Source organism: Paenibacillus sp. Y568 (assembly GCF_059445545.1).
On sequence record NZ_JCAIUM010000002.1, the window covers coordinates 72,062 to 96,019 of the forward strand.

Consider the following 23,958-nt stretch of genomic DNA (forward strand, 5'->3'; position numbering starts at 1 on the left):
ATGTATAAACTCAAATATCGTGTGGCTAGCATATTTAAATACCTCACATTAGTATTGGGCGCATTTATGGCTCTAATGCCAATTGTAGTTGTATTCTTTGCCTCCTTGAAGACAGGAACGGAATATAGTTCTGCAAGTCCGTTATCTCCCCCAGCCGATTGGTTGAACTTTGCCAATTACACGAAGGCATTTGTGAACGGTAAAATGCTTCTAGGCTTTGCTAATACCATCTTTATTTTAATTATTTCTATAGTAGGAGCAACGTTAACAGGTTCAATGATTGCCTATGTATTAAGTAGATTTAAATTTCGTGGGAAAAAGTTGCTTATGGGTGCTTTCTTGTTAGCAACGTTGATTCCTAGTGTAACTACGCAAGTAGCAACATATCGGATCATTAACACATTTCATCTAGTAGATACGCGGTTTGCACCCATTCTGTTGTATTTAGGAACAGATATCATTGCGGTGTATATATTTCTACAGTTTCTGGATTCTATATCAGAATCACTGGATGAATCGGCCATGCTAGATGGTGCTTCATACTTCACCATTTTCTTTAAGATTATTCTACCTTTATTGGTCCCTGCAATTGTGACAGTTGTAATTATCAAAGGTGTCGGAATTTATAATGACTTTTATACGCCTTTCCTATATATGCCGATCGATAACTTACAAGTCATATCGACAGCCTTATTTAAATTCAAAGGACCATATGGTTCACAATGGGAAGTTATCTGTGCAGCAATTATGATCACTATTATACCGATTACACTCGTATTTGTTAGTTTACAGAAGTACATTTACAACGGTTTTGAAGGGTCAGTTAAGTAATCCATACTAATGAATTGAAAGGGGAATTGATATGAATAAAGTAAGAATTATTGGAGAGAATCTAGCAAATATGCCTTGGGAAGATAAACCAGAGGGAGCGGTGGGACCTGTATGGAGACATAGTGAGAACCCAATCGTGAAGAGAAACCCTGCTAAAGGAATTGCCCGAATATTCAATAGTGCCGTAGCTGCATACGAAGGTCGGTTTGTCGGTGTGTTTCGGGCTGAGACTATTAATGGTCGTCCTCATCTTCACTTAGGTTGGAGTGATGATGCCTTGAATTGGTCGATTGAAGAACAACGAATTGACTTTGTGAATGAAGAGGGACAACCTTTTCAACCTAATTATGCGTATGATCCTCGCTTGGTTAAAGTGGAGGATACATACTATATTATCTGGTGTACAGATTTCTACGGTGCTGCCATAGGGGTAGCGAAAACCGAAGAATTCAAAACATTCGTTCGTTTAGAAAATCCATTCTTACCGTTTAATCGTAATGGTGTACTATTTCCTAGAAAAATCAACGATAATTTCGTCATGCTGTCTCGTCCAAGTGATAGTGGGCATACACCATTTGGTGATGTGTTCCTAAGTGAAAGTCCTGATTTTGTATATTGGGGTAAACACCGTCATGTGATGAGTAGGGGTGGTCAAGGTTGGTGGCAATCTGTGAAAATTGGAGGAGGACCTGCTCCGATTGAAACGACGGAAGGTTGGCTTATGTTTTATCATGGTGTAACCGGAACATGTAACGGACTTGTTTATAGTATGGGTGCTGTCATATTAGATCTTGATGAACCATCTAAAGTGAAATATCGTTCTTCTAATTATGTGCTAACGCCTGAAGAATGGTATGAAGAACGTGGATTTGTTAGTAATGTTGTATTCCCATGTGCGACCTTACACGACGCAGAGACTGGGAAAATTGCTATTTACTACGGAGCAGCAGATACCTATGTTGGACTGGCTTATACGACCATAGATGAAATTGTTAAGTATGTTATCGATACGACAGAAGTCATCGGCGACGATGAGGAAATCGGCACAATTTAATAATCAACATGAAGAACGGGTGATTGTCTATTGATTACCCGTTTTTTTTGTTTTATTGATAGTAAAATAAAGGAATATATTATATATTATTCTTGTGGGTCTATATACATAGATATTTATGAAAAGAAAGTAGTGATCAGGATGGGTAGAAAGACAAAGTCAACAAAAGATGATACCAAAGTGGCTGGTAGAAAGTCTTGGTTACATGTCATATTAATGAAACCATCTGAGTCTGTAGGGGTTCGCTTATTTCTTATTTTTTTCATAGGTTCGATGATATTTGTCCTATCACTAGGTATTATATCCTATCAAATGTCCAAAGCAACAATCCAGAATAATGCTAAGATATCCAATCAACAGATGATCAATCAGACAGCGGAGAGACTTAACTTAATACTGAATAATTATGAAGAATCGATTGAGAAATCATTGTTCACCCCAGCGTTTAAGGATTGGGTTAGACAAGCATCTTTATCGAGTCTCGAAGATAACGAACGTGACCTATTGAAGAATAAATTATCTAATGAATTGGGCAACTGGGTATTTGCAAATAAAGGAGTATTAGGGGTCTATTTAATACCTTCTAATGATCAAGTGGTAAATATCGCAACAGGGACTACGGTAGACCATTTTTTAGATCATGTGAAAGAAAAAGATTGGTATAAGACTCTTCAAGAAGCGGGTAGTTCAACTTGGATGAGCGATGAGCTAAAGGTAGATGACGTGGAGAACTCTTCTGTGTTTCGATTTGCTAAATCGTTGTTTGGTAAGTCGGGATACATGATTGTAGTAGACTTCAAAACAAGCATAATTACAGCTGAGCTGGAAAAAATTGATTTAGGAGACAACACAGCCATCCAACTTGTCGCAACAGATAACCAATTAGTGGCCTTTTCAGGTGCTAACAAGAAACTTTCTACTGATTTGGTTGCTAAGGACGGGCAGGAAGATATGGGAAGCATACAAGCTAAAGATGCTAATGGGAATGCTGTACTAACCGTTTACAGTACGTTGGATGGTTCGGAGTGGAAGCTTCTAAGTATTGTTCCAATTGCCAATTTAGTAAAAGACGCAAAAAAAATATTGCTGACTACGTATATAACCGCAGCGATCGTTGCACTTATTGCTATACTAGTAGGCCTATGGATGGCTAGAGCGATATCCCGCCCATTAGGTTTAATGGGGAGTTTAATGAACGAAGCAGCTAAAGGTAACCTGAAAGTTAGAATGAAAGCCCAAAGTCGAGATGAAATTGGTAGATTGTCAATTTCATTTAATAGCATGATGGAACAAATCACGGCCTTGGTAAGCAAAACCAATCAGACGGCACAGGTAGTGCTTGAGACAGCAGGAGAACTTGGCGATGCATCTAGAAAGACAGCGATATCAGCACAAGAGATTGCAACAGCTACGGAGGAAATTGCTATTGGAGCTACCAAGTTAGCTGAGGAAGCAGAAGATGGAAATGAACTCACAGAGCAGATTTCTAGTCAAATGTGTCATGTTATGGCTACTAATCGTGAGATGGGAGAAGCTGTTCAAAATGTAAGTGAGTCAAGTGGACAAGGCATGATGCAGCTTGAAGAACTTCTGAAAGTAACGAATGCTACAGAAGAAATGACAGGGAAGTTAGTGGATAAGGCGATGGGTCTTAAGGAAACAGCATCATCTGTTATTAAGGTGTTAGATGTCATGCATAATATTACGAAACAGACGAATATATTGTCACTCAATGCTACAATCGAAGCAGCACGTGCAGGAGCGGCTGGTAAAGGGTTTATGGTGGTAGCTGATGAAATTCGGAAACTTGCTGAGCAATCCAGACAATCGATTGACATCGTGGGTCAGATTACAGATCAGATTATGAACGAAGTGAACGAGACGGTTATTGTTTTATCTGAAGTTACACCGATGTTCGGTCAGCAAGTGACAGCGGTGAAGGATACGAACCATATTTTTGCATCCGTACAAGATGAAATGATGAATTTGGTTAACCACCTTGAAGTTGTAACGGTATCCATTGAAGGCTTGAATCAATCTCAAGTGGTACTGTCGGAAGCCATGGGTAACGTGAGTTCTGTAGCAGAAGAGTCTTCTGCAACATCCGAAGAAGTAGCATCACTTAGCAATGAACAACAGATCATCAGTGGGATACTCGTTACTCTCTCAGAGAATCTAGAGAATGCCTCCAATCAGCTTAAAGAAAAAATGGAGCAGTTCACGATTTGAGGATAAATTAGGATATCAATTATATAGAACTTATAGGGGCTGTTCCATAAGTACATTTTCATCATTCTCAATCAGTAAAAAAGTCAACAGAGTAGCGATTCTCCCATTATTGGAGGATCGCTACTCTGCGTTTTTGATCAATCGCGGCGTGTTTCAGTAGATTGTGGGTAAGTGAAAACCACCCGACCTAGCGTTACTTTTTCCATGCCATGAAGCAGTAATCTCCGCCGTAAATTTTGCAATTTGACGGGAAGAATAGATACGCTGGGTGTTGGTGTGAATGACTTGGGTAAGCATTTTAAGATGGTAGCTGTCCCTTCCACCACCGGAATAGGCTACGTCAAAGATCATCGTCCAGCCGATTTACGAGACGAACGAGGTGATTCTGTGGAATATCTTCTTCTAAATCCAGTTGGTCGAACTTCCATTTTGTCAAAAATGGGCAATTTTCTTTTATTACGGTTGAGAAGTTGCAAAAATATGCTTAAGGTAGCGCAGAGGACGGAACGATTTCGTAAAAGCGATAGCGGTACCGTCGTACCTAAAGATAATATGCTTCGTCAAATGAATGACCTCGAGCAGAACATAAATAAAGGCGATTTCCCATTCAATTCTGAATGAAAAGTCGCCTTTATTTTTGATTATTTGTTATTTCATTTCTAAAATCTGTACACCTCGACCTGCGATTTGGACCGAACCTTTAAGATCTGTCTCTGTAAGCAAATCACGAGCTTGAAGTTGTCCGAGTTCGAATGATTGCTCTGTTGCATTATGATTCATTACGAATAGATAATCTTGACCCTCTTTGGAACGACGACTCACTTCAACACCTGCAGGAGTCACTAGTAATGGTTCAATTCCTTTCGCATCACAAAGTGATTTCAGAAGGCCGTCAATGAAGCTATCTTCTGGATCAGATGCCACATACCATGCTTCACCTTTGCCAAATGAATTGCGAGTTAATACAGGCATGCCTTGATAGAAGTCTTCGCCATATTCAGCTAATACTTCAGCGCCTTCACTATGCAATAAATCGCATAACAAGCCACAGTTGTAATCGCCTTGAAGATCTCCAAGGGTATTGGTCATGACAATCTTGTTGCGTGCATCAGGGAATAGGGCATCAATTTCTTCTACCCAAATTCCTAACAACTTGCGAAGTTCACCTGGGTAACCACCTAAAGTAACCAAATCTGTTTCGTTAACAATTCCACTGAAGAATGTCGTTAAAAATGTACCCCCAGCTTGAACAAAGTCTTCTAGTTTCTTAGCTACACCTGGTTTAACCATGTATAGGACTGGTGAAATTACGATATCGTATTTGCTGAAGTCACTATCTACACTGATGATATCTGTAGAAATGTTACGACGGAAAAGAGCAGCGTAATATTTGTGAACTTGATCTACATAATTGAGTGCAATGGTAGGTCCGCTAGATTTCTCTACTGCCCACCAGTTCTCCCAATCGAATAGAATTCCAACTTTGGATTCTGTCACCGTATCTAATGTTTTATCTCCTAGTAATTGAAGTTCTCTACCTACTTCAGCTACTTCGCGGAATACACGAGTATTCTCATGACCGACATGTTCGATTACCGCACCATGGTATTTCTCACAAGCACCTGCAGAGCGACGCATTTGGAAGAACATGATTGTATCTGCACCATGAGCTACAGCTTGGTAACTCCACAAACGCATAATGCCTGGACGCTTGAGGGAGTTATAGGCTTGCCAATTCTGTTGGCTTGGTGTCTGTTCCATCAACATGAAGGGTTGTCCGTCTTTAAGTCCACGCATGAGGTCATGAGCCATCGCTGTGAAGCTTACAGGGGTATCAAGGCCTGGATAACTGTCCCATGAGATGATGTCCATGTATTTAGCCCACTTGAAGTAATCAAGAGGCTTGAAGAATCCCATTAGATTCGTTGTAATCATAGAATCTGGAATGACTGATTTGATCGCATCGTATTCCAAACGGTAGCAATCCAGAATTCCATCCGAGTTAAATCTAGAATAATCAAGTGAAATGCCTTGGAAGGTGGAATTGTTATTACCCCAATGCTCACTGAGGTTCGTTGGCGGAACTATTTCTTCCCAATCATAGAAAGTATGTCCCCAGAAGTTAGCATTCCAAGCCCGGTTAAGGTTCTCTATAGTACCATACTGTTCTTTCAACCATACACGGAATCCAGCTGCACAGTTATCGCAATAACATTCGCCACCATACTCATTGGATACATGCCATACGAGAATGGCAGGGTGATCCTTGTAACGCTCTGCTAATTTATGAGCAATACGTTCGGAGTATTTACGGTAAGTAGGACTGTTTGGACAAGAATTGTGACGTCCACCAAATTTCCGTTTATGTCCATCTGTATCTACGCGTAGAACGTCAGGATATTTGGTCGCCATCCAAGCGGGATGTGCTGCTGTACTTGTTGCTAAACAAACATAGACGCCACTGTTATATAGACTATCGATTAATTCGTCAAGCCATTCGAAGTTATATGTATCTTCATCAGGTTGATTAAGTGCCCAAGAGAATACATTAATCGTAGCAATGTCAATTCCAGCTAATTTAAACATGCGTAAATCTTCTACATGGGTTGCCTGATCGTATTGTTCAGGATTATAATCGCCGCCGTAGAACATTTTGGGTAGTTTATTACTGATCAAGTCCTTCACCTCTTCATATAAGAATAATACTATCTTATAGTATTTATATTCCCTTTAAAATATAATAAAAGGTATACCTTATATAACAATTCGGAACTTTAATGTTGTATTTTTGATGAATTGGAAAGGGGAATTGTATGCACGCTCAGCATCGTCGATTTTTTACCAACTTTAGAGAACGACAGCTACCACTATATATGGAAAGTATTGGATTCAATCAAGCACAAGAGGACTTTAATAGACCTAGTGGTTATCCTTGTTATCACTGGTTGCAGACGGTTCGTGGAGAAGGTGAATTTACTTTTGGTGGAACCACATTATTATTGAAGGAACATTCAGGCGTTCTATTACTTCCAAATGAACCTCATGAATATAAGCCGACTATGAACACATGGGAGACAGTGTATATCACCTTTATGGGTTCACAAGCAAACGTAATCCTGTCCTCTCTAGGGTTGAATCAATCTTCCTTTTACCAGTGGGATCAGAAAAGTGAGTTGCAGAACTATGCTTCACGGGTATTAGATTCCATTGCTAGCGACCGGGAAGTATCTGAACTTGATGTGTCGGGAGATATCTATCGATTCCTCATCTTATTGAAGAAACATGGTCAAATTAATAATTTACCGTCCATTTCACATGCGATCGAGCGGCTTACACCAGTTCTCTCTTTAATGGAACGGAACTATGGTGATCCGAATCTAGGACTTGAACGTATGGGACTCGAGATAAGAATTAGTTCGCGTCATTTGAACACCATGTTTAAACAGAGTTTTGGTATGACAGCATATGCTTATTTAATTATGCTTCGAATTCGTAAAGCGAAGGAAAGAATGACAGGTGACTCTAGCGTTACAGTGAAGGATACAGCCCACTACGTCGGGTTTAGGGATGTTAGTCATTTTGTGGCGACATTTCGGCGAATTGAAGGAGTGACACCTGAGCAATACCGTACATTATACTAACTTATTGTCTTTATTATATTAGTTATAGACTGGGACAACTTCCCATATTAAAATGTAAGTGGTTTCATATAGAGAATAATATAATGATGATGATTAAGGAGAGGAATAAAAGATGAAGCTTACAAAGAATGATACGCTTTTATTTATTGGAGATTCAATTACGGATTGTGGACGCCAGTTTCCTGTAGGGGAAGGTGGATTTAATCAACTTGGGTATGGGTATGTAGCTCAAGTAGATGCATTATTGAATGCTGTTTATCCAGAGCTTATGATTCGTACGTTAAATACGGGCATAGGAGGAGATACAGTACGTCATTTGAAGACACGTTGGCAAAGTGATGTGCTAGATTTAAAGCCAGATTGGTTATCTATAATGATTGGGACGAATGATGTATGGCGTCAATTCGACCAAGCGTTAAATCCGAAGGAACACGTCTATCTTGATGAATATGAGAATACTCTTCGAGAACTTGTTCGAGATACATTGCCATTAGTGAAAGGACTAGTGTTGATGAGTCCTTATTATTTGGAACCTAATTTGAATGATCCCATGCGTGCCACGATGGATGTGTATGGTGGTATAGTGAAGAAAATTGCTGAAGAATTTGATGTTATATTTGTGAATACACAACAAGTATTCGATCAGTTATCTGAACACGTATATCTATCATCACTATCGACAAGCTGGGATCGTGTACACCCTGGTCAGAGAGGCCATATGACCCTAACACATGAATTTTTAAATGCTATAGGATTCTCATGGAATCGAGACAACAACTAAGGATTTGTTAAAAGGAGGTTATTACGTATGGAACCATTGAAAGTCGTTGTTCCTACAAATGCTACATTAGGAGAAGGTCCAAGTTGGGACGCAGAAGGGAATAGATTGTTGTGGGTGGATATCGAGAGTCATCAATTACATATCTATTATCCTGATTCGGGAGAAAATGTTACTTATGAAGTGGGGCAGTTAATTGGTGCTGTTGTTCCTTATCGTGAAGATGAGGTTATTGTAGCATTATATGAAGGTTTTCATAAATATCGGTTATCTACAGGAGAACTTACATTTATTGTTAACCCTGAACAGGATCACCCTAACAATCGATTTAATGACGGGAAATGCGATCCGTTTGGCCGATTCTGGGCAGGGACGATGAGTCTTGAAGATCAGAAGAACCGTGGGTCGCTTTACTGTCTAGATCATGACTCATCCATTCGTAAGGTATTATCTAATGTGTCAACGTCGAATGGATTAGGATGGAGTCCAGATGGTTCAGTAATGTATTATATTGACACACCGACTAGTCAAGTAGATGCCTTTGATTATGATGGAATTACGGGTTCGATCAGTAACCGCCGAGTAGCATTTAAGATGCCAGAAGATGCTGGCTTCCCGGATGGAATGACAGTGGATTCGGAAGGAATGCTGTGGATTGCAGAGTGGGATGGAGGAAGGGTGGGACGTTGGAATCCACATACGGGTGATCTTTTAGATACCATTGAGGTACCGGCTGGTCATGTGACTTCATGTGTATTTGGCGGTAGTGATTTGGAAGATCTATACATCACAACAGCCTGCGCCGGAATGAAAGATGAAGATATGGAAGCGCAACCTCTATCCGGAAATCTTTTTCGAGTCCATACAGGTATTAAAGGCCAACCAACAGTTCCTTTCAAACAAATATGAAAGATCTTATTCTAAACGACGGTATGAAAAAGATTATATAATGACCTCTTGTGTCCGATAAATATCTTGAGGTGATTATATTGGCTAAGAAAGGACAAGTATTTAGTTCTTATAGTCTGGATACGAAGAAAAAGGCTGTAGATATGCGTCTTCAAGGTATGACCAAGAAAGAGGTCGCTGCTATACTTGGAATTGCCGATATTGGACGACTCAAGGTGTGGATGAGGAAATATCGAGAGCTAGGAGATTTAGGTCTTGTCGATCAAAGAAAACGTGATCAAGAGCCGAAAGAATTGTGAAACTGTGGTTGGTAATTGAATTGTTAACATGGGGAGGCTCTGCATAGGGTCTCCTTTTTGAATGGCCATTTTCGGTTGTGATTGTTGAAATGGGCGTAAATCGCTCTTTAAAATGGGGGAATGACTAGACCGCGGGGACCCTCTGCTACATATCCTACAATATGTTAAAGGGAAGGGAGGAATTGAAATGAGCGAAGTTGGCTATGGAGTTGGCCCGAGTCCTTTCACATCAACTGGTGCAATTTTGGTTCTGTTCATCTTATTGGTTATTATTACACGTGCGTTTATTCTCTAAGCATCATGGAATAATTCAAACATCACGATCGACCAAAATGTAGAATATAATTGCCTGTCCTGAACTTTAACAGATGGTAAGATTTAATTTCCTTTGAAAGGAGGAAAATACATGAGCGGTTATGGAGCAGTTGGAGGAGTTGGAGCTGGATGTGGTTCACCTTTCACATCAACAGGAGCAATTCTTGTACTCTTTATTCTATTGGTCATCATTACGTTAGGTCTAGGTCTTTGTTAATAATCCTATAATATAAATAACCTGGGGCGTCTGCTCCCAGGTTATTTTGGTCTGATGCCTCAATAAAGAACGCTAGCAGATTATATTACATCTGAGAATCGGAGGGCTAATATTGAATCCATTTGAATCATATAGACAAACGAGCCCATTCGGATTGCGTATGCATCCAGTATATAAAGTACTTAAATTTCACAAGGGAATCGATCTTGTTACTATCCCATCCAACGGACCGATATACGCATTTGTTCCTGGTGAAGTCATTTATGGTAAGGAAGGTGTGAAGGGTTCGGGATTTGGAGGATATGGGATCGTGGTGGCGATCAAAGACGTGAATGGTTATTTGCATTGTTATGCTCATCTGTTGAAAGCGTCTGTCAAAGTGGGTGATCGGGTACGGAGAAATCAGGAGGTGGGACTTCAAGGTAGTACGGGACAGAGCACGGGTGAACATCTGCATTATGAGATCCGCAAGGCAGATTCGCCTTTATTTGGTTACACGGAAACAGAGATCGGAGTGGTAGATCCAACGAAGTACTTGCAAAATTTTTATTCAAAAAAAGAGGAGTTACCCAAAGTGGATATGAAAGATGCTAACGCCATTATTGATAAATATTTAAAACCAGCATGGGGAGCTGCTAAAACACCAACGGAAAAAAAGGAAATAGGGCGATTAGCGGATATCCTGCGGGAAGCGTCAGGGCAACCGAAACAAAATGGTTAAGAAATTGGTTTTGGAATCAAAAAAAATTGGACGCCCCTTGCAGGGCGTCCTCATGGGAGAGGAGAAACCGGACGAAGAGCTTATGGGGAAACGTAAGTCTTCTACGGTTGTCTACGACATTCTTTTGATGCCGATAAAGTAAGCATTCCCTGTACGGTCTTTTTTATACATAATAGATAAATAAACCTACATCCAAATGTTGATGGTTTTTCAAAGTAAGCTATTGTGTGGTACGATATCGTCATAAAAATGCTAAATAAAGCATTGGACTTCAGATAGAGAATGGGTGAATAGAACTAGTGAGAGTGGTATCGGGAAGCGCAAAGGGGAGACCTTTAAAGAGTGTTCCTGGAACGGGAACAAGACCGACGACAGATAAAGTGAAAGAAGCTGTGTTCAGCATGATTGGTCCTTATTTTGAAGGAGGGACTGTACTGGATTTATTTGCTGGAACAGGAGGCTTGGGCATTGAGGCTCTGAGTCGAGGTATGGAACACGGTATATTCATTGATATGGATCCCAAAAGTATTGAGACAATCCATGCGAATCTTAAGGCTACTCGATTGGAGAGTCAAAGTGAAGTGTTCCGTAATGACGCGGAGAGAGCGATCAAAGTTCTTGCTAAGCGTGGCGTTCTTGTGGATGCCGTATTTCTAGATCCCCCGTATCGCATGAAGAACGCGGACGATTTACTACAGCAAATGCACGAGAGATCGTTACTTCAAGATCTAGCAACTATCGTCATTGAACATGAGTCGAAATACGAATATCCAGATGAGTTTGGTCATTTCTTTTGTACTCGTAAAGCGTTGTACGGGGAATCTGCCATTACTATTTATGAGTATAACTTAGGTGAAAAGACCGAGGAGGAACATCATGAAAGAACAGATTAATGTACCACGCGTAGGAGTATATCCGGGAAGTTTCGATCCGGTTACTCTAGGACATATGGATATTATATTACGGGCTTCAAAGCAATTCGATATTCTTATTGTGGCTGTGTTGAATAATCTCAGTAAGAATGCATTGTTTACTGTTGAAGAACGTAAGGAACTGTTGAGACAGGTAACAGCCAATATTCCAAATGTGCAAGTGGATAGCTTTCGTGACCTCCTAGCTAATTATGTAAGAGATAAAGATGCACATGTTATTGTACGCGGTATTCGGACGGTGACGGATTTTGAATATGAGCTACAACTCGCTTCTACAAATCATAAATTGAACCCTGATGCAGAGACGATATTTATGATGACAAATCCTAAATACTCCTATTTAAGTTCAAGTCTGGTCAAAGAGATTGCCCATTTCAATGGTGACCTGACAGAATGGGTTTCTCCAGAAGTTGGACAAGCCTTACATCAGAAGTTTAATGGGAACGACGAGAAGTAAATAAGACGATTCCTAATGATGCTAGAAGTAAGCTAAGTAATACGAGAACTTGCCATTCTAACATGACAGGTATGCTAGACCACAGACCGGAAGTTTCTCTTGTGTGCGTGGAGTAGCTAGGCAAATAAGAGAATGCGGGCTCGGATTCAAGAACAAAGCGTTGTAGGGGCTTCCATATGAGTAATGTTAGTCCGAAAGCATAAGCGCCATGTAACAATCTAATTATAATAAAAGGTAAGCGTCTTATCCCTATTTTGGCTAGGGGTGAGATCGATTGTAACAGAGCACATACCCCGCTCCATCCAAGCATGGCTGACAGTAACGACCATTGGATAGCGGGTGTTAGAACCGTGCTTGAGCTGATCGCCTTCGCTCCCAAATGAAGTTCAAATATTCCAGCTACGTAATATGAAGGGACTCCGGGGATCATATAATAGCTTACCAGATGAATGATGACGGCCATGATGATAATATATCCTCCAACGACCATCAGTGTCTGAACGGCGTGACTTACCGACTCACCCAGAAGTTTGCCGAAGCTTCGACCATCCCGAACGTGGGCCTTATCCATGGCAATCCATACTCTTCGGATCAGAGGAGGCTGAGAATGTTGAATACCCCCTTGGACGATGACTGGGTTTGCTGATTTATGATGTCTAATACGTTTGCTGAGAAATGTGTATGTTAAAAAAGCAAGAATACCAGTAATCCAATGGATACCTAGTAGCCAATAACCTGCTGATGGTCTATTAAATAAACCGATTCCGACGAAAATAATGAGCGTCATGGGGTTACAGAAGTGAGATAGCCAAGTGACCCGTTCCGCTTCACGTGGGGTGAGCTCGCCTTGATCGACCAATTGTAATGTGGAATGAGCACCACCAGGGAAACCTGTTGTCATTCCCATAGTTAGCGCCCATCCACTAACTCCAGGTAGGCCGAACACCTTTCTCATAAGGGGTTCTAATAGGACTCCAATCCCATGAACCCATCCATAGGCTATAAGCATTTCGGAAAGTACGAGAAAAGGAAGCAATGAGGGGAAAACAATATGCCACCACATCGATAGTCCCTGTAATGATGCTTGAAAGGTCTGTTCAGGAGAACTAACGATTCCCACGACAAGTAAAAAGGAAAGAATGCCTAATAAGAACGTGATCGAAGAAGGCCTGAATAGATATTTGCTGCGACTAAACATGGTCATTATCACCTCATGTAAATAAATATTGCAGAGCCGTATCGCAATGAAACAAGCTATGTAATACCCAATTTATGCGTTGATGAGGAACATAATACCAGCTTGGATCTGAAAGATGCAGGGGGAAGAGAAGAATATGAAGGGTTCTAATAATAAATCACAAGCCATAAGGGTGTTCAAGTATATCTTTATAATCGTCCTTGTTTGTTATGTTGTGGTCTACATGCCGACACCGTATATCGTATACCAGCCAGGTAGTGCAGAAGAGGTAAAGCCTATGATTACGGTAAAAGATGGCGATAGTACGGAGCAAGGAACCTTTATGATGACAACGGTATCAGCAAGTTACGCTAATATTGCACTACTGGCATTCTCTGCTTTTAACTCGCATGCGGAAGTGGATAAGAAGGAAACTAGATTAGGTGATAAGAGTAAAGAGGAATATGCAGCGGAACAGTTGTTTTATATGAGTGACTCACAATCATCTGCTGTTGAAGCCGCATATGAGGAAGCTGATGTACCTTATGAAATATTAACGGATTATCTATTTGTATTCTCTACACCTAAAGATTCTACGAATAGCCAGTACTTCCAACCGGGAGATAAGGTTCTTGAAGTCGACTTGAAGCCGATCGGTAATAATGTGGACTTAGCAACGCTCTTAAAGAGCAAGAATATCGGTAATATTGTATCGGTGAAGTTAGAGAGAGCCGGAAAAATGATTGTTGAGAAGGTTCCCTTAGTATCTATCCAAGATAGTGAGACAAACACCACTCGACCTGGACTGGGTATTATGATTGGTGCGATGCAGAAAGTGACTGCGAAAGATCCTCAAAAACAAGTTGAGTTTCTGAATACGAAGGTGGGTGGCCCTTCCGCAGGACTTATGTTCACGATGGAAATCTATAATCAATTGACACCTGGGGATTTGTCAAAAGGTTACCGTGTTGCCGGTACAGGTACAATTTCAGCAGATGGCACCGTAGGGCCTATTGGCGGAGTCAAACATAAAATCGTTGCAGCGGATCGTGAGAATGCACAGTTCTTTTTCGTTCCTAAAGACAACTACAACGAGGCCAAGACTAAAGCGGATGATATTGGAACCAAGATGAAGCTGATTCCAGTATCAACTTTGGATGACGCTTTGCATTATATGGATCAACTTCAGACTACATCCTAATAGGGGGCTCATAATAATCTCTGAATATTTCACGAGTATTGGGTTGATTGTAGGCGTTGGCATACGCATTTGCGGCTTGTAAATCTCGTTCAAGATGATGATGATTGAGAGTGGAAGCTTTGATTACAATTGGCAAAGTCGCGGTTTTCTTCATACGTTTTAGCAGTTGTTGACCATGACTATTAAAACCGAGAATCCGTAAATATCCAGGTCCCTCTAATAAATTGGTGGGTGACATCTCTTCTTTTGTATGCTGAAGTAAGATGTGCGTCAACATACGTTGTAATTTTGTATGGGTATAACGCTTTGTTTTCAAGCTATGGAGTAGTTCCATGATAGTTACTTGGGATAGAACAGGCAGAAGCTTCTTAATTCGGTATTCTAAGCCTTCTGTAACTTCATGCAACAGAGACAGCTGGGATGTCGTGTGTGTCATTAATAGATGCATTAGAGGCTGTCTGAACGACTCCCAATGAATGGGCCCGCGCCCGGCTGCAAATTCTCTACGCATGATCTCTAACGTGTATGGCGGAACATACGAAGTTGCCGTATCTAAGTCGTTATCTAGAATGAGCTTTCGAACAGCAGTAGCACTCGCGATGTTAGAATGTGAAGGAGTAATATCATGATAACCCGCTTTTTCTCTTGGGATGGTTAGGGGAACAATGGCACTACCGAGACGTTCAAGCGCTATAAGGTAGTGAAGAGCCAACGTGTGATTAGGCTGTAGAAGGAGTTGACGAATATTCTCCTTTTCTTCATCACTAGTAAACAGTGCACCTGCTGCTGAGCTATACGCGGTCGGGTAATTGATACCTTGATCTAATAATCGGGTAAGCTCCTGCTTCAACGTGTTATTCTCATTAGCAAGTTCCTTTGCAAGGGGTAGAAGTTGAGTAAGCGTGCCACTCTCTGTTCCAAAACAAAGACTATCCACGATACCCGTAGCTTCTAGTAAGGACACAGCACCATACGCGAACCATTCTGCTGGCTGAACAGCATAATGGATGGGTAACTCTATAACTAAGTCCACACCCATCTCGAGGGCCATCTCTGCACGTGCATATTTACTCAGAAGTGCAGGTTCACCACGCTGTAAGAAAGGGCCACTAAGAATAGCGATGGAATGTTCTGCTCCCGAAATCTCTTTGGCTCTGTTATAATGATGGACATGACCGTTATGTAATGGATTGTATTCCACAATAATGCCTACAACTGTACCCAATTTGAGCTCAACTCCTTGATAAATTTATTGATCTATAACGACAGCGAAGTCGTTATTACTTAATTATAGGGTTCTTTAAAAATATATCATAATTATGATCAAGTTCAGAAAGAATAACGGTGTGTAATGTGATTCTTGTTGACAAACCTACTCATATCTCGGTATAATAATTTTTGTTTGTTTGGAGTGATAAAAGTGCATTTTGAATTTCGTAAAATTGTAAAGTTAGACGGACCCTTACATTTTCAAGAACAAGTGAATGTAGATCGTGCCATTGAAGGTCGCAAAGATATTATTGCTGCAGAATCGGTTCATGTCGATTTAGAAGCGTCTTTTGTGGGTGATGACACGGTAGAGGTTCAAGGTAAGCTTACTGGACAAGTTGATATGGCGTGTTCGCGCTGTTTGACAGAAGTTCCTGAGCAATTGTACATTCCGTTTCATGAAATCTTCAAGTTGGTGAAGCAGTCTGAAGAGATTCAGGATGAAGATAGTGATATCATTTACGTGGAAGATGATGTTGTGGATCTTGTCCCATTTGTGGAAGAAGCTTTTCTGCTGTATCTGCCTCAGATTCCGTTATGTAAGGCATCCTGCAAAGGACTTTGCCAGAAGTGCGGGACAGACTTGAATGTAAGCACATGCAACTGCGACACGAAAGTAGTCGATCCACGGCTTGCGGCGCTGAAAGATTTTTTTGAACAACAATGATGTAACATTCTTCTCGTTATTGACGAGTTGATTGAAATAAGGAGGTGGGAACATGGCAGTACCTCAAAGAAGAACGTCCAAAACACGTCGTGACAAACGTCGTACTCACTTTAAACTGGCAGTGCCGGGTATGGTGAAATGTGAACAATGCGGAGAATTGAAGCTTGCTCACCACGTATGTAAAGTGTGCGGAACGTACAAATCGAGAGAAATTATTTCGCAGTAATTAACAAACAAGTAGTACTTCATCTTTGGTGAGGTGCTATTTTTTTTGAAATATAAGAAAGTATAGGTATACTAGAGGATTACGAGGGGACTTTCTTTTTAAGGCATCATGATTTATACTACATATTAGTACCAGGTTCTAAAATAAAATAATTTTATATATTTCTATAAATGGTTGTAAGCTTCTATTTAAAAGATGTAAGGAGGTGTACCGTCATCGAACGATTACCTAAGAAGATGCGCCATCGGCAGTTGATGGAGTTGATCGAAGCGAATCCATTTGTCACGGATCGTGAACTGACACGAGAATTAAAAGTTAGCATCCAAACGATTCGTTTAGATCGAATGGAACTAGGAATACCGGAGCTACGCGAACGGATGAAGCAGATGGCGGAGCATTCGCATGATCAAGTCCGCTCCTTACCTTTGAATGAAGTGGTGGGGGAGATCGTGGACTTGCAGTTGGACAAGAGCGGCATTTCCATATTTGAAATTCGAGATGAACATGTATTCTCCCGAACACACATTGCCCGTGGGCATTATGTATTTGGACAAGCGAACTCGTTAGCAGTAGCTGTCATTAATGATGAGATTGCATTGACAGCGTCGTCTGATATTCGATTCCTTCGTTCTGTTCATTTAGGAGAAAAGTGTATAGCTAAAGCCTATGTCAGAAATATGGCTAATCATAAAGGTAAGGCCAAAGTTGAAGTGTTTACCTACGTGGGTGATGAAATGGTCTTCCAAGGCAATTTCCTTATTTACAGATCCACTGTGGAAGAGAACAACGAGGGAGGAATGCAGCATGAGGATCGCCATTGATGCTATGGGTGGAGACCATGCTCCTCAGTCTAATATAGATGGGGCGCTAGCGGCTGCCGCTGAATGGAAAGACATAGAGATTATTCTCGTAGGAGACCGAGCTCAGATAGAGTCGTTACTTAATGGTCAGACATTACCTGCTAATGTTATCATCGAGCATGCGAGTGAAGTAATCAACTCTGAAGATGAGCCTGTTAAAGCAGTGCGTCGTAAGAAAGATGCCTCTATGGTCGTTGCGGGACGGATGCTGAAGGAAGGTAGTGCAGATGCTTTGATTTCCGCTGGCAATACGGGGGCACTTATGACTACAGGATTACTCGTCGTCGGTCGCATGGAAGGCATAGAACGTCCAGCATTGGCCCCTATGATTCCTACGTTAGATGAGGTTGGGGTGCTTGCCTTAGACCTAGGTGCTAATATGGATTCTAAGCCACAACATTTGGCTCAATTCGGCCTAATGGGTAGCTTATACCGTCAGAAGGTACAGGGTATCGCTAAACCACGTGTAGGTCTTCTTAATGTGGGAGTTGAACCAGGTAAGGGTAATGAGCTGACGAAGGAGGCTTTTCCTCTTTTACAGGAGATGCCGATTCACTTTGTGGGTAATGTTGAAGCACGTGATGTCATGTCTGGTAATTGTGATGTGCTTGTATGTGATGGATTTGCCGGAAATATTCTACTGAAGAGCATTGAAGGAACTGCTGGAGCTATGTTCAGTTTACTGAAGGAGCAATTTAGCCAATCTTTTAAGAGTAAGATGGGGGCTGCATTATTGATGCCTCAGTTAAAAGCACTAAAGAAGAAATTAGATTATACTGAAGCTGGAGCTGCGCCTCTGCTTGGATTAAGTAGTCTAGTAATGAAAAGCCACGGCTCTTCAGATGGAAATGCCATCAAGAATGCAGTAAGACAGACAAGAATTGCCCTTGAGAATGAATTGGTACCGAGTATATCAAAGGAAATTAGCGGGAAGTGAGTGACGGGATGAAGGAATTACGTGCGGTAGGGATACTAGGTACAGGGAAGTATGTTCCAGAGAAGATTCTTACGAATAGTGATCTGGAGAAGATGGTTGATACCAATGACGAATGGATTGTAAGTCGTACAGGTATAAAAGAACGGCATATTGCTGCACCAGAGCAGGCTACATCGGATCTTGCCTATGAAGCTGCTATAAAAGCATTAGAATCCGCTGGGATGACAGCAGATCAACTTGATTTGATCATTGTGGCTACTGTTACACCGGATACATTCTTTCCATCGACAGCTTGTATACTTCAAGAGAAGTTAGGGGCTAAGAAGGCAGCGGCATTCGATCTATCAGCAGCTTGTTCTGGATTCGTATATAGCTTAGCTACAGCTACGAATTTTATTAAAACTGGGATGTATAATAATGCCCTTATCATTGGTGCTGATTGTTTATCGAGAATTACAGATTATACGGACCGTAATACTTGTGTATTGTTTGGAGACGGAGCTGGCGCGGTTGTTATAGGTGAAGTGCCAGAAGGAAGAGGTTTCTTATCCTTTGATCTGGGAGCTGAAGGATCAGGCGGTCACTTGCTAAATCTTGCAGCTGGGGGTTCACGTGAACCAGCATCATCTGCAACGATTGAAGACAAGAAGCATTACATTTACATGAACGGTCGCGAAGTGTTTAAATTCGCGGTACGTGTTATGGGTTCCGCAACTGAGGCAGTTATGGCTAAAGCTGGGAAGACCAAGGAAGAAATTGATCTATTTGTACCACATCAAGCGAACATACGTATTATTCAATCTGCTATGAATCGATTGGATTTACCACCAGAGAAATGCGTTATTAATGTGGATAAGTACGCGAATACGTCAGCAGCCTCTATTCCACTTGCACTTGTAGAAGCAGCAGAGCAAGGCCGAATGAAAGAAGGCGACACGGTCTTAATGGTCGGTTTCGGTGGCGGATTAACTTGGGGAGCTTGTGTTCTTGTTTGGTAATATTATGATAAACAAAGAAGAAGTTTGTTCTTGAGGAGATGGACCATGGGGAAAATGGCATTTGTATTTCCGGGACAAGGAGCTCAAACGGTAGGCATGGGAAAAGATCTATATGATGCCGTTCCTCCTTCTCGAGAGGTCTTTGAAATTGCTGATAAAGTATTAGATTTCGATCTATCGACGATGATCTTTGAAGGCCCAGATTCAGAATTGAAGCAGACCTTTAATACACAACCGGCTTTATTAGCTACAAGTATTGCCTATTTAGAAGCTTTACGGCTAAAAGGGATACAACCAGACTTTGTTGCTGGGCATAGCTTAGGTGAATATAGTGCTCTTGTAGCTGCGGGGGTTCTTTCCTTAGAGGATGCGGTAGCGATTGTTCGTGCGCGTGGTCATTATATGGAACAGGCCGTTCCTGGCGGCGAAGGTGCTATGGCAGCAGTACTAGGGGCTGATCGTGAGGCATTATCACAATTATGTGCCCAAGTTAGTGAGAGTGGACATATTGTTGAACTAGCCAATATTAATTGTCCTGGACAGATTGTTATTTCGGGTTCTCAGTTAGGTGTTACAGCTGTAAGCGAGCGGGTCAAGGAAGCGGGTGGCAAAAGGGCAATCGCGCTTGAAGTGAGCGGTCCTTTCCATTCATCGATGATGAAAGTAGCAGCGGAACAGCTTGCTGTTGAGTTGAATGCCGTTCCTTTCCATGAACCTAAAGTCCCAGTCGTAGCTAATGTAACAGCAGAGTTGGTTACTAGTGGGGATCGTATTCGTGAACTCTTAGTTGAACAAGTTTACTCACCTGTTCTATGGGAAGATAGTATTCGCTTTCTAATTGAGCAAGGGGTAGATACGTTTGTTGAAATTGGGCCAGGTAATGTATTGACAGGTCTAATTAAGAAAATCGATAAAACGGTGAAGTTAATTAACATCAATAGTCTAGAAAGTCTCGAAATGGTATTATAGAAGTTCTACAGTTTACAAATGTATACTTGGAGAAAGGAGGAACTTTGAAATGTCCAAACCTTTAAGCGGACAAGTTGCACTTGTAACGGGGGCTTCACGTGGTATAGGGCGTAGCATAGCTCTTAATCTAGCCAGTTTAGGTGCAAATGTCATAGTTAATTATTCAGGTAATGAGGTCGCTGCACAAGAAGTTGTTGCTGAGATTCATGCTTTGGGAGTAGAATCAGTAGCTCTGAAAGCGAATGTCGGTAATAGTGAACAGGCAGAGAATTTGATTAAAGAAACGATTAATGCCTTGGGACGTATTGACATTCTGGTGAATAATGCTGGTATTACTAGAGATAATCTAATTATGCGTATGAAAGAGGAAGAATTCGATTCTGTTATTGAAACGAACCTCAAAGGTGTGTTTAACTGTTTAAAAGCGGTGACCCGTCCCATGATGAAACAACGTTATGGTCGGATTATTAATATTTCATCCGTTGTAGGCGTTCTTGGTAATGCAGGTCAAGCCAATTATGTTGCAGCGAAAGCAGGTGTGATTGGGCTTACCAAATCATCTGCTCGTGAGCTTGCTTCGCGAGGGATAACCGTTAACTGTGTAGCTCCTGGTTTTATTGATACGGATATGACCAAGGAGTTGTCAGAAGACTTGCGGGGCAAGCTTATAGCTGATATCCCACTAGCACGCCTTGGACAGCCAGAGGAGATCGCCAAAGTGGTGGCTTTCTTGGCTTCTGATAGCGCGTCCTATATGACAGGCCAGACCTTACATGTGGATGGCGGAATGGTGATGTAGCATTTTGAAAAAAATTCTCGTATAATACCAAAGAGGAGGAGGTGAACCGGATGTCCGATGTATTGGAGCGTGTAAAACGCATCGTCGTCGATCGCTTAGGTGCTGACGAAGCCGAGGTTACATTAGAATCATCTTTTAAAGATGATCTTGGTGCTGATTCTCTTGACGTTGTTGAATTAGTTATGGAATTGGAAGATGAATTTGATATTGAAATCTCTGATGAAGATGCAGAGAAAATTACAAGCGTGGGAGAAGTTGTTAACTACATACAATCTCACACCTAAAATCCTTCATTGGTAAGTCCCGATCCTGCTTATAGGCGGGACTTCTCCATATCTTCGGGACGTTACTGATGTACAAGCGTTCTTAGTTCAAAGTTAAATAACGAAAATTATGCATATGCAGTCTATTATAGAGGTGAATGCGTTGAATCATAGAGTAGTGATAACCGGTATGGGCGTTGTGACTTCATTAGGTCAAGATTTAGATAGTCTATGGAGTAACCTCATGGCTGGCAAATCTGGAGTTTCTCAGATAGAGTCTTTTGATGTTAGTGATTACAGCACAAGAATTGCTTCTTCAGTGAAGGAATTTAATGCCGAAGACTACGTAGATCGTAAAGAAATGCGTAAGATGGATCGGTTCGTTCAGTTTGCGTCAGCAGCTGGAATGATGGCGGTACAGAACAGTGGTCTCGATATTGCTAATGATTCCGATCCGGAACGTGTCGGTGTAATTATTGGTTCTGGTATTGGGGGCTTAGGAACGTGGGAAGATCAACATAACATTTTGTTGGAGAAAGGTCCCAAACGTGTAAGTCCGTTCTTTATTCCTATGATGATCGGTAATATGGCGTCAGGTCATTTATCTATCTTACTAGGTGCTAAAGGGCCGAATCTAGCTTCTGTATCCGCTTGTGCATCAGGTTCACATGCCATTGGAGACTCTGTTAGATGGATCCAGAATGGTGAAGCCGATGTAATGATCTGTGGTGGTGCTGAAGCAACAATACGCCCCACGGGCGTAGCGGGATTCTGTGCTATGCGTGCGATGTCTACACGTAATGATGAACCCGAGAAAGCAAGTCGTCCTTTTGATACAAACCGTGATGGATTCGTCATGGGAGAAGGGGCTGGCGTGCTCGTCTTGGAATCGTTAGAGCATGCACAGAAGCGCGGTGCGAATATTATTGCAGAAGTTCTTGGTTATGGTCTGAGTGCAGATGCTCATCATATGACAGATCCAGATCCTAATGGTCCTGCTCGTTGTATGAAGATGGCGATGAGAACGGCGGGAATTCGTCCTGAAGACGTCGATTATATCAATGCTCATGGCACATCAACGGGTGTAGGCGATATATCAGAGACGAAAGCCATCAAGATGGCTCTTGGAGATCACGCATATAAGGTAGCGGTTAGTTCTACTAAATCCATGACAGGACATTTACTTGGTGCTGCGGGTGGTGTAGAAGCTGTCATATGTGCTCTCGCTTTGCGTAATCAAACGATACCTCCTACGATTAATTTGGATGAGCCTGATCCTCAATGTGATTTGGATTACGTTCCAAATGTTGCTAGACCAGCAGATTTAAATATTGTAATGTCCAACTCTTTTGGATTTGGTGGACACAATGCATCGATTATATTAAAAAAATATGAAGTTTAAGGGGACAGTTTGTTGAGCGGTGATCTGAAGCATTTACAGCAACAACTTCATGTCCAATTTCATAATAAACTTCTCTTGAAGCAAGCCTTTACTCACGCTTCTTATGTCAATGAGCACCGTTTCAGCCAGCATCATGATAATGAACGCCTAGAATTTCTAGGAGATGCTGTGCTGGAACTTACGGTATCCGAATTCTTGTACAACCTGTTTCCAACGAAACCGGAGGGTGAACTTACTAAACTTCGTGCAGCGATTGTATGTGAGCCATCTCTTGTTAAGTTCGCTGAAGCTTTGAGCTTTGGTCAATATGTATTGCTAGGTAAAGGTGAAGAACTAACAGGGGGACGTACGCGTCCAGCTTTACTTGCTGATGTTTTTGAAGCTTTTATCGGGGCATTATATTTGGATCAGGGAATTGAAGCAGCTCGCTTATTTTTGGAACGATATGTATTTCCGCAAGTATCTGAGAGCGGAAAGCTCCAAATGAGTGATTATAAGACTGAACTACAAGAATTCACCCAACATCACAATATGGGACAGTTAGAATATCGAATCGTTGAAGAACGAGGCCCGGCACACGAACGTGAATTTGTTTCTGAAGTTTATATGGGCAATGAACGTATCGGAAAAGGTAACGGTAGATCAAAGAAAGAAGCTGAGCAGCAAGCTGCGGCAGTTGCACTCAGTCAGTTGAAGCTAACCGAATCATAAGATTCGTAAGTTAGAACATTCATAACTTAAGAGCAAAGAGCAGTCGTGCAAGATGGGCAGATGTATGAGCCAAAGACTGCTTTTTGCTCTTTATTT

The 23,958-nt window shown here is 41.5% G+C and carries 27 protein-coding genes and 1 pseudogene; 24 read left to right on the plus strand and 4 right to left on the minus strand.

Features of this window, described 5'->3' with window-relative positions; translation table 11 throughout:
- The 3 genes from AC1D7X_RS03350 to AC1D7X_RS03360 all read left to right on the plus strand — a co-directional run bounded on the left by AC1D7X_RS03350 (position 1) and on the right by AC1D7X_RS03360 (position 4,114).
- Positions 1-831, plus strand: coding sequence for a carbohydrate ABC transporter permease (locus AC1D7X_RS03350; protein WP_495474666.1), 831 nt, complete (start codon positions 1-3; stop codon positions 829-831).
- A 31-nt stretch (positions 832-862) separates the two neighbouring features.
- Complete coding sequence (locus AC1D7X_RS03355; RefSeq protein WP_495456321.1) at positions 863-1,885, plus strand: glycoside hydrolase family 130 protein; 1,023 nt, start codon at positions 863-865, stop codon at positions 1,883-1,885.
- 141 nt (positions 1,886-2,026) lie between these two features.
- Positions 2,027-4,114 (plus strand): methyl-accepting chemotaxis protein, encoded by a 2,088-nt coding sequence (locus AC1D7X_RS03360; protein WP_495474667.1) that lies wholly within the window; start codon positions 2,027-2,029, stop codon positions 4,112-4,114.
- 222 nt (positions 4,115-4,336) lie between these two features.
- Here the strand turns inward: AC1D7X_RS03360 and AC1D7X_RS03365 are convergent.
- Positions 4,337-4,550, minus strand: a pseudogene (locus tag AC1D7X_RS03365) (transposase); the annotation flags it as partial.
- Between the two features lie 44 nt (positions 4,551-4,594).
- On the opposite strand from AC1D7X_RS03365, the gene AC1D7X_RS03370 reads away from it, so the two are divergent.
- The gene (locus tag AC1D7X_RS03370; RefSeq protein ID WP_495456319.1) at positions 4,595-4,735 is read left to right on the plus strand and encodes a hypothetical protein; all 141 of its coding nucleotides are present in this window, start codon (positions 4,595-4,597) and stop codon (positions 4,733-4,735) included.
- 27 nt (positions 4,736-4,762) lie between these two features.
- Here the strand turns inward: AC1D7X_RS03370 and AC1D7X_RS03375 are convergent, their stop codons facing one another.
- Complete coding sequence (locus tag AC1D7X_RS03375; RefSeq protein WP_495474668.1) at positions 4,763-6,790, minus strand: beta-galactosidase; 2,028 nt, start codon at positions 6,788-6,790, stop codon at positions 4,763-4,765.
- 137 nt (positions 6,791-6,927) lie between these two features.
- Here AC1D7X_RS03375 and AC1D7X_RS03380 point away from each other — a divergent pair, with 137 nt between their 5' ends.
- The 9 genes from AC1D7X_RS03380 (at position 6,928) to coaD (ending at position 12,383) form a co-directional block, all read left to right on the plus strand.
- Positions 6,928-7,755, plus strand: coding sequence for an AraC family transcriptional regulator (locus AC1D7X_RS03380; RefSeq protein ID WP_495456317.1), 828 nt, complete (start codon positions 6,928-6,930; stop codon positions 7,753-7,755).
- Between the two features lie 112 nt (positions 7,756-7,867).
- Positions 7,868-8,536: an SGNH/GDSL hydrolase family protein gene (locus tag AC1D7X_RS03385; protein ID WP_495474669.1), complete on the plus strand. Its 669-nt coding sequence runs from the start codon at positions 7,868-7,870 to the stop codon at positions 8,534-8,536.
- A gap of 27 nt (positions 8,537-8,563) precedes the next feature.
- Positions 8,564-9,442: an SMP-30/gluconolactonase/LRE family protein gene (locus AC1D7X_RS03390; RefSeq protein ID WP_495456315.1), complete on the plus strand. Its 879-nt coding sequence runs from the start codon at positions 8,564-8,566 to the stop codon at positions 9,440-9,442.
- 80 nt (positions 9,443-9,522) lie between these two features.
- Positions 9,523-9,741 carry a helix-turn-helix domain-containing protein gene (locus tag AC1D7X_RS03395; protein WP_495456314.1) on the plus strand — a complete coding sequence of 73 codons (219 nt, stop codon included), beginning with the start codon at positions 9,523-9,525 and terminating at the stop codon, positions 9,739-9,741.
- Between the two features lie 187 nt (positions 9,742-9,928).
- Complete coding sequence (locus AC1D7X_RS03400; RefSeq protein ID WP_495456313.1) at positions 9,929-10,036, plus strand: YjcZ family sporulation protein; 108 nt, start codon at positions 9,929-9,931, stop codon at positions 10,034-10,036.
- A 111-nt stretch (positions 10,037-10,147) separates the two neighbouring features.
- Positions 10,148-10,273, plus strand: coding sequence for a YjcZ family sporulation protein (locus AC1D7X_RS03405; protein WP_495456312.1), 126 nt, complete (start codon positions 10,148-10,150; stop codon positions 10,271-10,273).
- 112 nt (positions 10,274-10,385) lie between these two features.
- Positions 10,386-10,994: a M23 family metallopeptidase gene (locus AC1D7X_RS03410; protein ID WP_495456311.1), complete on the plus strand. Its 609-nt coding sequence runs from the start codon at positions 10,386-10,388 to the stop codon at positions 10,992-10,994.
- A gap of 299 nt (positions 10,995-11,293) precedes the next feature.
- Positions 11,294-11,887, plus strand: coding sequence for a 16S rRNA (guanine(966)-N(2))-methyltransferase RsmD (gene rsmD, locus AC1D7X_RS03415; RefSeq protein WP_495474670.1), 594 nt, complete (start codon positions 11,294-11,296; stop codon positions 11,885-11,887).
- Entirely contained in the window at positions 11,871-12,383 is a 513-nt protein-coding gene (coaD, locus tag AC1D7X_RS03420; RefSeq protein WP_495456309.1) for a pantetheine-phosphate adenylyltransferase, read from the plus strand. Before rsmD ends, coaD begins: the two co-directional genes overlap by 17 nt.
- On the opposite strand, the gene AC1D7X_RS03425 is transcribed toward coaD, so the two are convergent.
- Positions 12,361-13,581, minus strand: a complete 1,221-nt coding sequence (locus AC1D7X_RS03425; RefSeq protein ID WP_495456308.1) for a nucleoside recognition domain-containing protein — start codon at positions 13,579-13,581, stop codon at positions 12,361-12,363. The two genes, coaD and AC1D7X_RS03425, sit on opposite strands and share 23 nt — an antisense overlap.
- A gap of 136 nt (positions 13,582-13,717) precedes the next feature.
- Here AC1D7X_RS03425 and AC1D7X_RS03430 point away from each other — a divergent pair, with 136 nt between their 5' ends.
- Positions 13,718-14,761, plus strand: coding sequence for a SepM family pheromone-processing serine protease (locus AC1D7X_RS03430; protein WP_495474671.1), 1,044 nt, complete (start codon positions 13,718-13,720; stop codon positions 14,759-14,761).
- Here the strand turns inward: AC1D7X_RS03430 and AC1D7X_RS03435 are convergent.
- The gene (locus AC1D7X_RS03435; RefSeq protein ID WP_495474672.1) at positions 14,751-15,986 is read right to left on the minus strand and encodes a nucleotidyltransferase; all 1,236 of its coding nucleotides are present in this window, start codon (positions 15,984-15,986) and stop codon (positions 14,751-14,753) included. The genes AC1D7X_RS03430 and AC1D7X_RS03435 overlap by 11 nt on opposite strands.
- Positions 15,987-16,181: 195 nt before the next feature.
- Between AC1D7X_RS03435 and AC1D7X_RS03440 the strand changes: the two genes are divergently transcribed.
- The 10 genes from AC1D7X_RS03440 (at position 16,182) to rnc (ending at position 23,862) form a co-directional block, all read left to right on the plus strand.
- Complete coding sequence (locus AC1D7X_RS03440; RefSeq protein ID WP_495456305.1) at positions 16,182-16,697, plus strand: YceD family protein; 516 nt, start codon at positions 16,182-16,184, stop codon at positions 16,695-16,697.
- Positions 16,698-16,749: 52 nt separating this feature from the next.
- The gene (gene rpmF, locus AC1D7X_RS03445) at positions 16,750-16,923 is read left to right on the plus strand and encodes a 50S ribosomal protein L32 (RefSeq protein WP_036645943.1); all 174 of its coding nucleotides are present in this window, start codon (positions 16,750-16,752) and stop codon (positions 16,921-16,923) included.
- A gap of 170 nt (positions 16,924-17,093) precedes the next feature.
- Entirely contained in the window at positions 17,094-17,744 is a 651-nt protein-coding gene (fapR, locus tag AC1D7X_RS03450) for a transcription factor FapR (RefSeq protein ID WP_495456304.1), read from the plus strand.
- Positions 17,728-18,720, plus strand: coding sequence for a phosphate acyltransferase PlsX (gene plsX, locus AC1D7X_RS03455; RefSeq protein WP_495456303.1), 993 nt, complete (start codon positions 17,728-17,730; stop codon positions 18,718-18,720). Before fapR ends, plsX begins: the two co-directional genes overlap by 17 nt.
- A gap of 8 nt (positions 18,721-18,728) precedes the next feature.
- Entirely contained in the window at positions 18,729-19,718 is a 990-nt protein-coding gene (locus AC1D7X_RS03460) for a beta-ketoacyl-ACP synthase III (protein WP_495456302.1), read from the plus strand.
- Between the two features lie 45 nt (positions 19,719-19,763).
- Positions 19,764-20,687 carry an ACP S-malonyltransferase gene (gene fabD, locus AC1D7X_RS03465; RefSeq protein WP_495456301.1) on the plus strand — a complete coding sequence of 308 codons (924 nt, stop codon included), beginning with the start codon at positions 19,764-19,766 and terminating at the stop codon, positions 20,685-20,687.
- Positions 20,688-20,736: 49 nt separating this feature from the next.
- A complete protein-coding gene (fabG, locus tag AC1D7X_RS03470; protein WP_495456300.1) occupies positions 20,737-21,486 on the plus strand; it encodes a 3-oxoacyl-[acyl-carrier-protein] reductase in 750 nt (249 codons plus the stop codon).
- Positions 21,487-21,536: 50 nt separating this feature from the next.
- A complete protein-coding gene (gene acpP, locus AC1D7X_RS03475) occupies positions 21,537-21,770 on the plus strand; it encodes an acyl carrier protein (RefSeq protein ID WP_044877691.1) in 234 nt (77 codons plus the stop codon).
- 142 nt (positions 21,771-21,912) lie between these two features.
- Entirely contained in the window at positions 21,913-23,151 is a 1,239-nt protein-coding gene (gene fabF, locus AC1D7X_RS03480; protein ID WP_495456299.1) for a beta-ketoacyl-ACP synthase II, read from the plus strand.
- Between the two features lie 12 nt (positions 23,152-23,163).
- Positions 23,164-23,862 carry a ribonuclease III gene (rnc, locus tag AC1D7X_RS03485; RefSeq protein ID WP_495456298.1) on the plus strand — a complete coding sequence of 233 codons (699 nt, stop codon included), beginning with the start codon at positions 23,164-23,166 and terminating at the stop codon, positions 23,860-23,862.
- The last annotated feature ends 96 nt before the right edge of the window (positions 23,863-23,958 follow it).